This window comes from Thalassobaculum salexigens DSM 19539 (assembly GCF_000423805.1).
Classification (GTDB): Bacteria; Pseudomonadota; Alphaproteobacteria; order Thalassobaculales; family Thalassobaculaceae; genus Thalassobaculum; species Thalassobaculum litoreum.
The window spans coordinates 460591-473489 of sequence record NZ_AUIR01000012.1 but is presented as its reverse complement, the minus strand read 5'-3'; the positions used below and the strand labels follow the sequence as shown (position 1 = coordinate 473489).

13 protein-coding genes are annotated in these 12899 nt (G+C 59.5%); 6 read left to right on the top strand and 7 right to left on the bottom strand.

The features are described from left to right. Positions 1 to 211 precede the first annotated feature (211 nt). Positions 212 to 373: a hypothetical protein gene (locus G578_RS0102170; RefSeq protein WP_245565539.1), complete on the top strand. Its 162-nt coding sequence runs from the start codon at positions 212 to 214 to the stop codon at positions 371 to 373. 259 nt (positions 374 to 632) lie between these two features. Here the strand turns inward: G578_RS0102170 and G578_RS28075 are convergent, their stop codons facing one another. Both G578_RS28075 and G578_RS0102160 read right to left on the bottom strand, forming a co-directional pair. Then, entirely contained in the window at positions 633 to 3188 is a 2556-nt protein-coding gene (locus G578_RS28075) for an ATP-binding protein (RefSeq protein ID WP_051243626.1), read from the bottom strand. Positions 3189 to 3307: 119 nt separating this feature from the next. Beyond that, positions 3308 to 4315 (bottom strand): serine hydrolase domain-containing protein, encoded by a 1008-nt coding sequence (locus G578_RS0102160; protein WP_028792852.1) that lies wholly within the window; start codon positions 4313 to 4315, stop codon positions 3308 to 3310. 392 nt (positions 4316 to 4707) lie between these two features. Between G578_RS0102160 and G578_RS0102155 the strand changes: the two genes are divergently transcribed. From G578_RS0102155 to G578_RS0102145, 3 genes are all read left to right on the top strand, one after another. Beyond that, positions 4708 to 5307 carry a glutathione S-transferase family protein gene (locus G578_RS0102155; RefSeq protein WP_028792851.1) on the top strand — a complete coding sequence of 200 codons (600 nt, stop codon included), beginning with the start codon at positions 4708 to 4710 and terminating at the stop codon, positions 5305 to 5307. A gap of 150 nt (positions 5308 to 5457) precedes the next feature. Continuing rightward, the gene (locus G578_RS0102150; protein WP_028792850.1) at positions 5458 to 5910 is read left to right on the top strand and encodes a plasmid mobilization protein; all 453 of its coding nucleotides are present in this window, start codon (positions 5458 to 5460) and stop codon (positions 5908 to 5910) included. Then, positions 5907 to 7244: a relaxase/mobilization nuclease domain-containing protein gene (locus G578_RS0102145; RefSeq protein WP_028792849.1), complete on the top strand. Its 1338-nt coding sequence runs from the start codon at positions 5907 to 5909 to the stop codon at positions 7242 to 7244. The genes G578_RS0102150 and G578_RS0102145 overlap by 4 nt, the downstream gene beginning before the upstream one ends. A gap of 226 nt (positions 7245 to 7470) precedes the next feature. Here G578_RS0102145 and G578_RS29335 read toward each other — a convergent pair whose 3' ends face one another. The 5 genes from G578_RS29335 to G578_RS0102125 all read right to left on the bottom strand — a co-directional run bounded on the left by G578_RS29335 (position 7471) and on the right by G578_RS0102125 (position 11940). Continuing rightward, positions 7471 to 9324, bottom strand: coding sequence for a coiled-coil domain-containing protein (locus tag G578_RS29335; protein WP_156907171.1), 1854 nt, complete (start codon positions 9322 to 9324; stop codon positions 7471 to 7473). Then, positions 9321 to 9818 carry an ABC-three component system middle component 2 gene (locus G578_RS28910; protein ID WP_084618617.1) on the bottom strand — a complete coding sequence of 166 codons (498 nt, stop codon included), beginning with the start codon at positions 9816 to 9818 and terminating at the stop codon, positions 9321 to 9323. Before G578_RS28910 ends, G578_RS29335 begins: the two co-directional genes overlap by 4 nt. After that, positions 9815 to 10924 carry an ABC-three component system protein gene (locus G578_RS28905; protein WP_084618616.1) on the bottom strand — a complete coding sequence of 370 codons (1110 nt, stop codon included), beginning with the start codon at positions 10922 to 10924 and terminating at the stop codon, positions 9815 to 9817. Before G578_RS28905 ends, G578_RS28910 begins: the two co-directional genes overlap by 4 nt. A 522-nt stretch (positions 10925 to 11446) precedes the next feature. Then, positions 11447 to 11728, bottom strand: coding sequence for a type II toxin-antitoxin system RelE/ParE family toxin (locus G578_RS0102130; protein WP_028792847.1), 282 nt, complete (start codon positions 11726 to 11728; stop codon positions 11447 to 11449). Then, a complete protein-coding gene (locus tag G578_RS0102125) occupies positions 11725 to 11940 on the bottom strand; it encodes a hypothetical protein (protein WP_028792846.1) in 216 nt (71 codons plus the stop codon). The genes G578_RS0102130 and G578_RS0102125 overlap by 4 nt, the downstream gene beginning before the upstream one ends. Positions 11941 to 12205: 265 nt before the next feature. Between G578_RS0102125 and G578_RS29330 the strand changes: the two genes are divergently transcribed. After that, complete coding sequence (locus tag G578_RS29330) at positions 12206 to 12526, top strand: hypothetical protein (RefSeq protein WP_156907170.1); 321 nt, start codon at positions 12206 to 12208, stop codon at positions 12524 to 12526. Next, a complete protein-coding gene (locus G578_RS0102120; protein ID WP_028792845.1) occupies positions 12523 to 12876 on the top strand; it encodes a recombinase family protein in 354 nt (117 codons plus the stop codon). The genes G578_RS29330 and G578_RS0102120 overlap by 4 nt, the downstream gene beginning before the upstream one ends. The last annotated feature ends 23 nt before the right edge of the window (positions 12877 to 12899 follow it).

Here is a 12899-nt window from a genome sequence, read left to right as displayed (position 1 = left end):
CGTGACTCACAGCAGGCGGTAGCGAAAAGCGCCTGCGTCGTAGGCTGTAGCACGTTGTCGCTATTGACTAACGGGCGTCGCTGTAGCGTTGATACGGCTGCTCGGCCAAGCGTCGGTACGAGGCTGTATTCGGAGAAATGCAACGATGCCTGCCTCGGACCAATCCGGCCTCCGGACCGTTCGTCTGCAGATCATGCTGGACAGGGACGAATTGGATTCGATCGATGACTGGCGCTATCGTCATCGCATGCCCAGCCTCGCGGCCGCCATCCGCGAATTGATCCGCCGCGGCATGCTGATGAGCGAGACCGTGCTGGAAGACGAGATCGACCTGACGGACCGTATCCGCTCCACCGACTTCCGCGCGATCTGAGGCGCTACCGGAGAGGGACGGCCTCTCCGTTCCCTCTTGGTAAGGACATTCCGACCGCCCAGGGACCAGCCCTGGACGCCTGCCGGCAGCAGGAACACGCCGACGATGATGCCGGCACAGGCGCAGACGGCGATGATCTGGATCGACATGAAACCGGCCAGCTCGCACGTCTTCTGGACGACCCGTGGGCCCGTCCGGTTTGGCGTGAGTCAGCTCACCACCGCCGCCGACACGATGGCCAGTGTGCCGTCACGGCCGGTCAGCCCACCGGATCGGTCCTGCGCGCCGCGACCGCGTCCCGCAGCGCCTGGTTCAGCGCGTCCACCTCGATGGGCTTCGGGACGAATCCGCCGATTCCCACCGCTTTGCAGGCTTCCCTGCTGCCCTCGACCACGTCGGCCGTCAGGGCGATGATGGGGATCTGCGCCTTGCTCCCGGGCATCTGCCGGATCCGCCGGGTCGCTTCGATGCCCGACATCACCGGCATCCGGAGATCCATCAGGATGACGTCGAAGTCCTCGGCCTCGACCGCGTCTACGGCTTCGGCCCCGTTCGTCGCCAGAACCGCGGTATGGCCGTTCTTCGCCAGCATCGCCTCGACGATCATCCGGTTGATCTCGACATCCTCGACCACCAGGACCTTGAGCCGGCTGACCGGCGCAGCGGGTCCGGCGGTCGCGCCTTCCCCCTCGGCCCCATTCTCCGCGAGCGCCTGGAACGGCAGGTGGACGGAGAAGGTGCTTCCCTCGCCGAACCGGCTCTCCACGCCGATGCTCCCGTTCATCAGGTTGACCAGCCGCTGGCAGATGGCGAGGCCCAGCCCTGTGCCCTGATAGGTCCGGCTGATCGAGGCGTCGGCCTGGGTGAAGGCGGTGAACAGGTTGGGCAGCACCTCGGGCTTTATGCCGATGCCGGTGTCGATCACCTTGAACGACAGACCGTCTCCGGACTGGCCGACGCCGCAGTGCAGGGTGACGGATCCGTGCTCGGTGAACTTGATGGCGTTGCCGAGCAGGTTGATCAGAATCTGGCGCAGGCGCGCCGGGTCGCCCCTGACCGTGCGGGGGACGGCTTTGTCGATCTGCGCGGAAATGGCGATCCGCTCGATCTTCGAGGTCTGGCTGATCTGCTGCGTGAGGCTCAGGACGTCATCGATCAGCGGCCGGACCTCGAAGGCGATCTCCTCCACCAGCATCTTTCCGGCGTCCAGTTTGGAGAGGTCCAGGATGTCGTTCAGGATCCGCAGCAGTCCGGCCGAGGCGCCCTTGATCCGCCGGACCCTGGCCGCCCACTCGGGCTTGAGATCCTCGTCCAGGAGGAGGTCTGCCATGCCCATGATCCCGGTCATCGGCGTTCGGATCTCGTGGCTCATCGAGGCCAGGAATTCGGACTTGGTCAGGTTGGCGGCCTCGGCGGCCTCCTGGGCGGCCTTCAGCTCGGTGATGTCGATCCGCAGGCCCACGACCCCGCCTTCCGGCGTCCTCCGCTCCCGCAGCTTCAGCCAGCGCCCGTCGCTGAGCTTCTGGTTCATCTCGCCCCCGGCCCGGTGTGCGGCCAGTCGGCTCTGGATGTGCTCTTCGAACGCGGCATCGCCCGATGCCGGCTGCGTGCGACCGGACGTGCCTGGGATGACGTAGCTGTTGTCCTCGGCCGAGGCCCGCAGGATCGTCTCGAAATCGACCCCTGGCTTTATGATGTCGTGACCGCGCGGGAAGAAATTCTTGTATTTGCGGTTGGCGAGGATCAGCCGGTCGTCCCTGTCGAACAGCACGAAACCATCGTCGATCGAGTCGATGGCCATCAGAAGCATCTGCTCCGCCTTCTCGGCCCGCTCGGACTCCTTCTTCCGCAATGTGATGTCGTTTTCGATCGCGATGAACTTCTTGGGCTGGCCGGGCTCCTGGATCGCCTGGCAGCTGATCTCCACCCAGAACGGGGTGCCGTCCTTGCGGTAGTTGACAATCTCCACGTCGAAGCCGGCCCCGCGGGCAAGGGCTTCGCTCATCAGCCTGACCGTCTCGGGATTTGTGTCCGGTCCCTGGAGCAGGTCGCCCGGTTTCAGGCCCGCGGCTTCCGCCAGCGTGTATCCGGTGGCGCGCGTGAACCCTTCGTTGACCCATTCGATATGCCCGTCCCCGTCGGTGATGATCACCGAGTTCGTCGTCTCCCTGGCGACGAGGGACAGTTTCGCGTCCTCCTGCTGCCGTTTGATCAGGTTGGCGCGAAGCTGCACGTATTTGCGGCAGGCCTCCAGGGCGAGCCCGATGATCACGGTTCCCGCGATGTTGTTCGCGAGGAAGATCAGGCCGGCCTTCCGGATGATCTGAATCGCCGTCGCCGCGTCGACGCTGACGAAGAAGGCAGGCAGCACGGCGACCGATCCGAGCGCGCCGATGACGGCCAGGGTGACGGGCGTGAGTCGCAGCCCCCGGCGCCGCAGGACCGTCATGACCAGCAGGCCGAAGGCGCCGTAGATCAGGAAGCCGATCGCGCCGCCGAGCGCCACCGGTCCGCCGATCAGATAATAGCGGCCCGCAGCTCCAATGGCGGCGGCGACGATCGCGCCGATCGGCCCGCCGAAGACCGCGGCGAGAATGGCGGGGCCGGCGCGCGGGTCGAAGGTCGAACCGACCGGCAACTCGATCGGCTTCAGCATGACCAGCACGATGACGATCCCGAACAGGGATCCGATGATGACGTTATGCAGGACACGCCGGACGCCGGCGGCCGCCAGCGATTCGATATAGGCCACGCAGACCGACAGCATGACCAGGAGGCCAAGGCCACTGATGAACTGTGGCAGCCACGCAAACATCGCTTTCGTCCTGTATCGAGCAGAGATCAGGACAATGGAAAAAATAGTCTTAAAATTTCGTCAATAACCCCTGGCACATGCCGGGAATCCTATGCCCACCCTGCGGCCGGGACGCGGTGCTAGGCCTCCAGGATCGGCCCGTCGAGGAACGCCATCAGGTCGCCGAAATAGCCCTGCGAGCGGGCCGGTTGAGCCGGATCGGACGTGATGGCGACGGCCAGGTTGCGCGCGCGATGGGCGGCGATCACCTGACCGCCATAGCCGCGCGCGATCAGGTACCCGCTGTCGGAGACGAACCAGCCGTAGCCGTAGCCGAGCCCCGACCAGGGCGACCGGGTACGTGGCTCGGCCGAGGCGTCCACCCAGGCGCGCGAGACGACCTGCCGGCCGTCGAACATGCCCCCGTCGCGCATCAGCATGGCCACGCGCAGCATCGCCCGCGGGGTCAGCGCCATCTGGTTGCCGCCCATGTAGTAGCCCTGCGGGTCCCGGGTCCAGGCGGGGATCTCTATCCCCAGCGGATCGCCCAGCCGGTTCCGGGCCTGGTCCAGCAGGCTTTCGCCGGCGGCCACCGCGAGGGCGGCGCCGAGCACGTGGCTCGAGCCGGTGGAATAGATCATCCGCCCACCCGGCTCCCCCACCACGGGGCGGCGCAGGGCATAGGAGACCCAGTCGCGGGAATTGACCCAGGCGCCGTATTCCCGTCCCGAGGTGGCCCCCAGCCCGGCGCGCATGGTCACCAGGTCCTGCAGGGTGATCTGTGCCACCTCGGCCTCGGCGTCGTCGGGCACGAGCCGCGGCGCCACCTCGGCCAGCCGGGCGTCGACTCCCGGCACCTCGCCGCGGTCGATGGCGATGCCGAGCAGCAATGCCACGAGGCTCTTCGAGCAGGACTTGATGTTCGCTGTCCGGTCGAGCCCCGGTCCGCGCAACGCCTCGGCGAAGACCATCTCGTCGCCGCGCTGGACCAGGATCGAATGCAGCCTTGGAAACGACCGGGCGGCCTCGCCGATGGCCGGCCCCGGTGCCTGGGCGGCGGCGTTCCGGGATGCCGCGGCCGGGATCAAGAAGGGGGCGGCGAGCGCGGCCGCGCTGGCCGTCGCGAACTGGCGTCGGGTGAGGCTCATCGGCGTGCTGATCCGGGTCGGTGAACGCGTCGGGCTGGTTCCAATATGTGCCTGGATTCCGGGATTGCCACGGCCGCCGGGGTCGACAGACGGCGGTACAAGCCTACCTCTAGGGGAGAGTTATAGCGTCCGCAATGGACGGGAAAGGAGCTCACAATGACCAAACTCACCCCTACTGAAGCCCGTCAGGCCCGACGCGGATTCCCAGTCCTGGTGGTTCTGGCAATCTCGGTTGCAATCGCCGTCGTCGCCGTGGGGGGCGTCGCTCTCTTCACGGCCTGACCGTGGCGGGCCGGCGGCCCGCATGAGACACTCTTCCGCCCCGGGCGTCCCCGTCCGCGGGCGCGCGTCCGGCCACCAAGGTCGGAGCCATGACGGGTCGGGAGGGTCTCATGAAGCTCTACATCAACACCACATCGCCCTTCGTGCGGCTGGTTCGCCTGGCGATCGCCGAGAAGGGACTGGCCGGGCGGGTCGAGACGGAGATCGTGGACCCCTGGGGCGACGCGGAACCGTTCCTGCGCGCCAACGCGGCGGCGCGGGTGCCGACGCTGGTGACCGATGACGGCACGCCGATCGCCGAGGCCCTTCTCATCCTGCGATATCTCGACGCGATCGCGCCCGAGCCGTCGGTATGGCCGGCCCGGGATCTGGAGCGCACCCTGACCGTTGCCGCGGTCGCCCTCGGTGCCATCGAGGCGGCGACCTCGATCATCATCGGCCGCAAGTCCAGCCCGACATTCGACAGCGACGCCGTCGGCATCAAGCGCCACCGCACCATGCGGGAGGGTTTGATGCGCCTCGACGCCATGCCGCCCCGCGACTTCGCCGACCGTCCCGATATTGCCGGCTACGCGGCGGTCACGGTGGTGGACTACATCGGTTTCCGGTTTCCCGACCGCGACTGGCTTGCCGATCTGCCGACGCTGTCGGCGTGGCGCGAGCGGCAGCAGCAGCGGGAGTCGGTCGCATCGACGCAGCCCTATGCGTGAGGCTGCGGCCGGTGATCGGATGACGGAGGGGGGAATGGTGGAACTATCGCCTGATAGTTCGAACCGGATTTTCTCCACGCTATCGGATTGGGAGGACCAGCTAAAGGCGCTCGGTGACGATATCCCCAGAGATTTCGGGGGACCGGAGCCATGAGCCAGTCCGCCACCGAAACCTTCAAGAACTCCGCCAAGCGTTCGTCGAAGCGCCGCCGTGCGTCGTCAATTTCGATCCGCGTGAGTGATGCGGAGCGCGAGGCTTTGAAGCATAAGGCGGGGAAGCGCTCGGTTGGTGCCTATGTCCGCGAGCGGGCGCTCGGCGCGGATCAGGAGCCGCGCCGCAAAGCCTCATCGAAACCGTCCATTGATTACGCACTGCTCGCCCAACTGCTCGGCAAGCTGGGGAAGTCCGATCAGGTTTCCTGCCTGTTCCTGCTGTCGGTCGCGGCGGAAGCGGATCGCGTTGAACTCGCCGAGAAAGAGCGGGCCGCTCTCGATATGGCCTGCGCCGATATCCGGGACATGCGCTCCATGCTGATGCAGGCGCTGGGCCTGCGGGGTGCCGAACGATCCTCCGACGCCAAGGCTATGGAGGACGAGGAATGATTCTCGTTGGCAATCCGCGCGGCGGCGGGCGTGATCTCGCGCAGCACCTCATGAAGACCGACAACGAACGGGTCGTGGTGGCGGAGCTGCGCGGCTTTATCGCCGATGATCTCGACGGCGCGTTCCGGGAGACCTACGCGATCAGCCGAGGAACGCAGTGTCGGCAATATCTGTTCTCCCTCAGCCTCAACCCGCCGAGGGATGCCGCCGTTGCGGATTCCGCATTCTTCCAGGCGGTGGATCAAGCGGAAGCCAAGCTCGGCCTGACGGATCAACCCCGCGCCCTGGTGTTCCATGAAAAGTGCGGCGATGACGGACGGGTGCGCCGTCATGCGCATGTCGTCTGGAGCCGGATCGACGTGGAGGAGATGAAGGCGATCCCGCTGCCGCACTCCAAGCGCAAGCTCCAGGACGTTGCCCGCGATCTCTACCTTGAACACGGTTGGCAGATGCCGCGCGGCCTGGCTGTCAGTGGGGAGCGGGACCCCCGCAACTTCACGCTTGCCGAATGGCAGCAGGCGAGACGGATCAAGGAATCCCCGCGCGAGATCAAAGCCGCGTTTCAGGATTCCTGGGCGATCTCAGATAGCAAGGCCGCTTTGGCCCATGCCCTCCAGGAACGCGGCTACTGGCTGGCGCGCGGCGATCAGCGGGGATATGTGGCGGTGGACCGTCATGGAGAGGTCCACAACATCGCCAAGCGGGTCGGCATTCGCACCAAGGCGGTGCGGGAGCGCATCGGCGATATGGAGGAGCTGCCGTCTGTTTCGGATACCAAGATCGAGATTGCCCGCGCGATGCAGGCGAAGATGCAGGACTTCCAGCGGGAAGTCGCGGAACGCGAGGAACGTGAGAGGGTCGAAGCCACCAAAACCCGCGAAGTGCTTGAGGCGCGTCAACGCGCGGAACGGCAAGCCCATCAAGAGGCCGCACGGCTTCGGGCACAGGCCGAAGAACGGGAACGGCAAAACCGCCTGCGGACAGGCTTGGCGGGTCTATGGGATCGCCTGCGCGGTGAACGCAAACGGACGCTGGAGCGCAACAGGCTGGAAGCCGAAATGGCGCAACGCCGGGACAAGGACGCCAGGGAAAGGCTGAGCGAGTCTCAACTGTCGCAACACCGTGTGACGGTGATGGAGCAATCCCGGAAACACGAGGAAACCAAGGCCACCGCGCGTGATTTGACCGAGGACGCGAAGGTGTTCCGCCAAATGGAGGCCGATGCAGCACCGGACCGCAACGCACGCCTCGAAGCTTTCAAGGAACGACGGCGCAGCGAAGACCGACCAAGGCGTCGGAGTCGATCACGCGACGGCCCCAGCTATGAGCGCTGACTGTTCATCTTAAGAAATGGAAAGGGGTTGCGATTGCAACCCTTGGCTTTCGCCGAGAACGGGGTGGGCAAACGGATCGAAAAACTGACGGCGGGCGCAGGCGCAGCCGAGCCTCGGGAGACCGATTGTTTTTCGTGGAGTGCGCTGAGGGGCTGGCCCCTAAGGAGAAAAATTATCTCAAGAAACCAAAAATAGCTCCACGCCTATTTTCTAATATTACTAGTACTCATATAGGGAAGAACCCATAGCGACCGCTGTGGGGATTCTTGCTGAAGAATGTGCAGTGACCCCCTTTCCTAATTTCATTAGGTGGATCGACATTTTCGAGGATAATAACTTGTCGATCAGAGATAGAATACAAATTCTCATAGAAGCGCTGATGAACGTCTGTCCCTGTGAGGTCATCGTCGTCGCCGTCTGGCTCACGGTAAGCAAGCAATGGGGTATCCAGCACGATGAAACCAGGGTGAGCTAATTCGTTTCGCTTCGTGAACTCCAACAAAGACACTGTAAAAGCCGCATATGAGAGCGCACGCATACCTTTGCCGCGAGCGCCGCGCGGCTTGCCTGATATCACGAAATCGCGTGAGGGCTGATCGAAGTACACTCTATCCGAGTCAGGAAAATTCCAGTTACCCAAAATTTCTTCATAGACCTTAGAGAACGAATTCAATGTACTAAGAGAAAGATCAGAAACCGGTTCATTTTGCGTGGACTTGGTCTCGGGTAGCGCCTCAAGTTCTGCACGCCGTTCCTCAAGTTCAGATATCGTAGAGAGAATTCTTAATGCTGATTCGACGGCAGATCGACGGTTTAGCAACTCCGTATATGCTGCTCGTTGAGATCGAAGGTCAGGACTGATTTCCTGTAGTTCACCGACTGCGAATTCCAGTTGCTCGCCTAGCTTGGGAGCAAGAATATCGTATTCCTGAACTTCGGCATTCAGTTGCGCGACTGTCTCGGCTAGTTCTTCCCGGAGTGTTCTAATTTTTTCAAATTCCGCATTAGCAGCCTGAATCACCGCTTCAACATTACCATCGCAATCGCCTTCTAGATGCTGAGCATCTGGTGCTGCACCACATAGCGGGCAGATTTGAGCGTCGAGAGCAGACACCAAAACCCCGCTTTCACGGATGCCTTCCAAGCGGACTAGGTCCGACTGATAGTGGCTGTCGAGGAGCTCAAACCTCTCTAAAAGTTCGGAGATCTCGGCCCTGCGTTCACGTGCGTTCTCAATCTTGCGTCTAACAGCATTCCGCCTTGAAGCTGCAGCCCGATAGTCATCTTCGGACTCATCCAGCGCGTCCTTTTCACGTTCTAAGGAACGATTAAGCCGCTGCATTTGTTCAACGAGATCGTTCTCATCGTCATCGTCACCAATCAATCCGGCCAAGCGCTCCTTATTCTCAAGAATCAGATCATCAATGACTTCAATCTTGGCTGTACGTGATAGCCGCTTAGTTCGCTGCGCTTCCTCAGGCTCAACGGCGCTATCGTCTATCCCTGTTAACAGAAGCTTGAACACTGAGAACTCAACCGTGCGACTTATGTGTTGGCCGGTTTCAATAGGAGAACCTTCCTTTTGGATCACACCTTCAGTTATCAGGCACAAGTGAGCCAAGTTACGGAAGCTTAAGGAATTTGTTTCTCCCCGGGCATTTTTTCGGATTCGTTTTCCATCCAAACCAATCTTATTGAGCAAGAACATTGAAATGTTTTCTTGATTGGTTGGATTGTGCTTTGGCCCCAGCGTTTTTACGCCTTCGCCGCGCGGCCTCGTTTTATGAAGGCCCTCATAGCACCTAAAGCTCCCGCCTGCGGTCGCTCGCTCAAGAGTAAATTCTGACCCGTCACCTGCTTCGAAACCCAAAAAAATTGTCTCGTATCCAACCCGCTCTGGGATGTCGCGCAACTGCTTGCTTGAGCCCAGCATGAAATCGATAGCCTCGACCAAGAATGACTTTCCAGTCTCAGAAGCGCCGTGAATCACGTTCAATCCAGATGAGAACGTGAGTTGAGCCGTTTCTTTCTTCGGGCCGACAAAAGCAATATGGCGGAGTACTAAATTGTTCTCTGTCATTGATCGCCCACCATACTTTGATGCGGCGCCTGAAATTGCTCAATCCAATCATCGAAATACTCACCGATCCGTGTTTTTAACTCACGATCGGTGAGGTTTCCAAATTCCTGAACGACCCATTCAGCGCGCTCTGTAAGTGTCCGAACGTATGTACTGGTCAGGCTTGAAAGAAATGTCTCAGCAAACTCACCAGCATTGTAGACAATGCCAGTCTGTTCGACGTTTCTTTCGGCAAGTCCCTTACCAACCATCAAGAGCAGGCCACGCTCAACAAGGCCACGCCTTACGAGTAGCTCAGCCGCTCGCATAGGAACCGCAGCATGCAAGCTTGTCGGGCCTCCTACATCCCCGGTGTGGACAACAAGATGATCGAAGGTCACTAGGCGCTGGAGATCGAATGTCTGTGGATAAGCGGCTACAAGCAGGCTGACAGAGCGGAGTCCCGTCTCGAGAGCTGAATTGAATGGGCGATTCCGGGTGCGCTCATAGGTCATGATTTTACCCACGTGAGACGATCATCGTTGGCTAGCTGATGGCATATGCCTTTTTTGTCCTGTATCTTCGTGACGCTAATCAAACCATTCGCAGTCAAGGGCAGCTGAGCCGCCGCCTGAGTTACAGCGTTCACGCGCGAAAAGCCATCATCATGCGTAGCGCTCTCTACGTCGATTACCCCTGCAAAAACTTCATCCTGTAGATCTTCGAAAGTCCCTTGGGGAACATTGTCTCGTGCGAAGTTTCTCAAAGATTCGGCGTGATAGAACACCTCTCTTTGGCGATTAAAATGCTGTAACAAATCGGGCCATTTCGCGAGGTCCGTTGCATCAGCGCAAAGTTGCCCCTCGTGGTCTTCGTAAGAATCCAGAAGCTGTTTCAGATATCGGCTTTCGGTCGGGTCCGGGGCTGAGGGAGGAGCTTCTACACGCGGCCGATCCGGCAACCCCCCACCAAAACGCGCAACGAAATACGGAGTCTTTCTGTGTTCTTCTATAATGTCTAAAGTGGGCTTAAATGAAAAAATTGAAAAATCAAATGAGTCTACATAAGAGAGAAAATCGCCTTCTAGTTTTATTTCCTGAGTTGAGGTTATGGAGGTTGCGCACCAATCATCCCATTTCTCAAAAAGCTTTTTCTTGAGATCGGGAATATTAAGGAGAAGCTTTTTCAGGCTCATACCGCAATCTTTAGGGGCTATAAAGAAGTACGCTCGCGGTGGCTTAAAGTGTCCCTGGGACGCATGCCAGATACATTTTCCAATCTCAGATATGGCGGTTTTTGGAGTTAGGGGATCGCCATAATGCTTACATTGGTAGTTATCCCACACTCCCTGAAAGCCTTTATCATCACTTAAACCCGCAACATCTACTCCCATATCAGACGCGCCAGAAAGTCTCGTCACAAGACTGTATTGCGTTTTCTGAAAGTGAAGCCACTCCTCGACAAACGCTTCCCACTCATCAGCCGAGAACAAGAAAATCTGTTGCTGCGGTGGTATCAATTTTCCATGTATTATTTTACCAGAAGATACCGTACCTTGTTGGGGAGGGTCGGGAATTTCTTCAGTGACCAGTTTAAAATCTTTGTTTGGGTCGTCGTTCATCCCAAGTGCCTCTTAAGACCCTCTGACAGATCGGGCGAATGAAGTTTAACGATAACCATGCTCATGACTCTGAATTAACCATTTTTGATTGATTTCATCAAGCTTGCGACTAAAATCTCTCGTTCATTCACAATGGTAGAAATTCTCAGCGATCCTGGTTGAAAATCCACACAACATATAAATTCAGGTCGCCTATTTTGCGAGCATTCATGATTCGAGGCGAGAATGGCAAGCGTAAGAAGCGCGATCAAACCGTGCTGACGGTTTGCCATGATGGAACGCCGGACCGCTTCGATGGTGTCGCCAGACGCCAATAGCAGGGGGTTGGACAGGGGGCGGCACGCCCCCTTCCCGAGGGTCGCGGAGCGATCCCGAGAAGATGGCGTGGTCTTACCACGCACATCTTGCGTGTAACGCTTTCTGCAAATTCAGCCGCATCAAACCGGATCAGATTGAACCGTGTCATGACAGCCGCGCATACGATGGCATTGCGGTGAGAGGGTCGGGCCGAACGAGATTGGCTTACCTGCCAACCTCGGGCGGGCTCTGACGAGAATTGCGAATGTCGACGATCAGGACGCGGTCCTTGAGGACGCGGTAATAGACCTGATGGCTACGGTAGATGTAGCGACGGCGGCGCTGGTCGTATTGCACGCCCATATGCGGGTTGTCGCTCAGGATGTCGAAGCTGTTGTAGAGGCCGCCGATATAGAGGTCGGTCTGGCTTTCGCCAAAGTTCTCGTCGGTGTAGCGGATAATGTCCTCAATCTGCCGTAGAGCCTTGCGGCTTATCTCGTAGATCATTCAAGCGGCGAGGAGCGGACGCGCTCAAGGATTTCGGCGGCAGTTTCGGGCTCGGCAACGCCACTGGCTTCGGCGGCGTCGAGGTCACGCCGGACAACGGCGCGTTGCTCTTTCTCGCTCAGCGAGTTCCAAAGCTCCATGTCCGCATCACTTGGGAATACGGTGGAGGAGAAGGATACGCTGGAAACGTCAATGGTTTTTACTTCGCTCATACTAATACTTTATCACGTTTCGGTAGTTGGTCAAAGTTTTCAAGCCTGCTGCATACAAACCGCCAACCTTCCGTCCATCGCCACATCCAAGACATGGCATGCCTGTTAGCGCCTGCAACCGCGCTGGCTCCGAAGGTGGCGATTAAACCAAGCTGATGTAGTAATAAATTCCTAATTTCATTGATGTTTTGTCCATTCTGTTCTATAAATGTTCTTTTTCGCCAACCAAAGGAGATCGGCGACCAGACCATAGAAAAGGACCCACATGCCCCACGATACCCCCGCCCCAAACAACACCTCCCTCACACTCGATGTCGAGGCTTACGAACACCTTCTTGCCGACACCGAATGGAGCGACGCAGAGAAGATCGAATATCTTGCCGCACTCTGGTCGATCATCACGCAGTTTGTCGCCCTGGGGTATGCCGTGCGCCCGCTCCAGCCGGGCGAACGTGCCTGTGGAAAACTCTCGAATTCCTTCGCTGATCCCGCTCGTGCAGGCGGTGATGTGGTAGAATTGGGACATCCCAATTTCGACATTATTCGCTGCAACGATGCAGGTGATACGCAAAAGGAGGCGCCATGATGATGGGTGAGACCGGAACGGTTCAGGGCTCCCGAAAGGCGCTGGTCTATTGCCGCGTATCCAGCAAACGCCAAAGTCAGGAAGGCTCGGGCCTCGTCAGCCAGGAGCACCGCTGCCGCCAGTACGCGGAGGCCAAAGGCTATACGGTCGAGGCTGTGTTTCCCGATGACGTGTCGGGCGGCGGGGACTTTATGAACCGCCCCGGCATGGTCGCCTTGCTGGCCTATATGGACGCCAAGCCGAAAGAGCAGTTCGTCGTGATCTTCGATGATCTCAAGCGCTATGCCCGCGATACGGAATTCCATCTGCGCCTGCGCCGGATCATGGCGGTGCGACGCGCGAATGCCTGAACTTCAATTTCGAAGACAGCCCG

What these genes read in the sequence shown, in the direction of transcription:
- G578_RS28075 (WP_051243626.1), bottom strand. Translation starts at nt 3,188, where the DNA reads ATGTTTGCGTGGCTGCCACAGTTCATCAGTGGCCTTGGCCTCCTGGTC.
- G578_RS0102160 (WP_028792852.1), bottom strand. Translation starts at nt 4,315, where the DNA reads ATGAGCCTCACCCGACGCCAGTTCGCGACGGCCAGCGCGGCCGCGCTC.
- G578_RS0102155 (WP_028792851.1), top strand. Translation starts at nt 4,708, where the DNA reads ATGAAGCTCTACATCAACACCACATCGCCCTTCGTGCGGCTGGTTCGC.
- G578_RS0102150 (WP_028792850.1), top strand. Translation starts at nt 5,458, where the DNA reads ATGAGCCAGTCCGCCACCGAAACCTTCAAGAACTCCGCCAAGCGTTCG.
- G578_RS0102145 (WP_028792849.1), top strand. Translation starts at nt 5,907, where the DNA reads ATGATTCTCGTTGGCAATCCGCGCGGCGGCGGGCGTGATCTCGCGCAG.
- G578_RS29335 (WP_156907171.1), bottom strand. Translation starts at nt 9,324, where the DNA reads ATGACAGAGAACAATTTAGTACTCCGCCATATTGCTTTTGTCGGCCCG.
- G578_RS28910 (WP_084618617.1), bottom strand. Translation starts at nt 9,818, where the DNA reads ATGACCTATGAGCGCACCCGGAATCGCCCATTCAATTCAGCTCTCGAG.
- G578_RS28905 (WP_084618616.1), bottom strand. Translation starts at nt 10,924, where the DNA reads ATGAACGACGACCCAAACAAAGATTTTAAACTGGTCACTGAAGAAATT.
- G578_RS0102130 (WP_028792847.1), bottom strand. Translation starts at nt 11,728, where the DNA reads ATGATCTACGAGATAAGCCGCAAGGCTCTACGGCAGATTGAGGACATT.
- G578_RS0102125 (WP_028792846.1), bottom strand. Translation starts at nt 11,940, where the DNA reads ATGAGCGAAGTAAAAACCATTGACGTTTCCAGCGTATCCTTCTCCTCC.
- G578_RS29330 (WP_156907170.1), top strand. Translation starts at nt 12,206, where the DNA reads ATGCCCCACGATACCCCCGCCCCAAACAACACCTCCCTCACACTCGAT.
- G578_RS0102120 (WP_028792845.1), top strand. Translation starts at nt 12,523, where the DNA reads ATGATGATGGGTGAGACCGGAACGGTTCAGGGCTCCCGAAAGGCGCTG.